This window comes from Sphingobacterium bovistauri, from assembly GCF_020295405.1.
In the GTDB taxonomy this organism is placed as follows: domain Bacteria; phylum Bacteroidota; class Bacteroidia; order Sphingobacteriales; family Sphingobacteriaceae; genus Sphingobacterium; species Sphingobacterium bovistauri.
In genome coordinates this window covers 1-1,019 of record NZ_JADEYP010000070.1, presented here as the reverse complement: position 1 = coordinate 1,019, position 1,019 = coordinate 1, and the positions used below count along the sequence as shown (strand labels likewise).

Here is a 1,019-nt window from a genome sequence, read left to right as displayed (position 1 = left end):
TCAATAAACTTTCGGAAACCTTATATTCCTTGCTAATACCTAATATTGATTCTGACGATTTAGTGTACAAATCAATACAAGTCTTCTTAAATGATAATGTGTGTTTTACTTTTCTATCCATAAAAAAATGCCCCCAGAAAGTGTCTAACTTTTTGGGGGCAGTGCAAATAAGTCTCCTTTTCTATTTTATTAAAAAATCATAAGAATTTATACACCACTGCCTCACAATCAGGTTTTACAATAAGTATCAAAATATAATTCTATACTATCTATTTCTCATCAGCTGAAAGACCGTACCGTCCAGACAAAAAAATATCCAACATACGCATATATACAGCTAGTTGTCCCATATGATGCTCGAAATGATTTTGAATAATAAATATCTCAATACTACTAATTTCAGAACCTTATTAATAAAATAATCGATAGCTTTTAGTTTCCAAATCTATCTCCTTTGACAATTCCGATAAATCAGATACTTTCACTACATTCACAGTATATCTATTATTTAAAGCATCTAATAACTTCCTTACCATCTTTGTTTCGAAAGATTTGTGTTATTACACGTTGGTAAAACTAAATAATAAATAGACAAAGCCTATTTAGCCCAATTATAAAATTCGACACTATGATTTGCTAATTATTGTAATTAAGAAATTGATTTCTTATGAGATATGTAAGAGAAATTTTCTTACTATAATCTAGGCAAAAGCTGTATTGTGTTTTCAGTTTCCTTTCCAATTTCAATCCATTGTATTCATTTCTGTCTCTTATAAATTCTAAATGTAGTATGTTATCGTAACATTTACATGTTACGATGCTTATATTCCACTACAGAAAATTGTATAACGTAAAAAAGCCTTAGTACGATTGTACTAAGGCTTTAGTTTTCATTATTGAATAAAAGAAGGCACCGACCTACTCTCCCACCTGTTACGGCAATACCATCGGCTCGGGTGGGCTTAACTGCTCTGTTCGGAATGGGAAGAGGTGAACACCACCGATATAGGCACCCAAAG

The 1,019-nt window shown here is 31.5% G+C and carries 1 rRNA gene; it reads right to left on the bottom strand.

The window, feature by feature from the left end:
* Positions 1-905: 905 nt before the first annotated feature.
* A 5S ribosomal RNA gene (gene rrf, locus IPZ78_RS17195) occupies positions 906-1,017 on the bottom strand.
* Positions 1,018-1,019 lie beyond the last annotated feature (2 nt).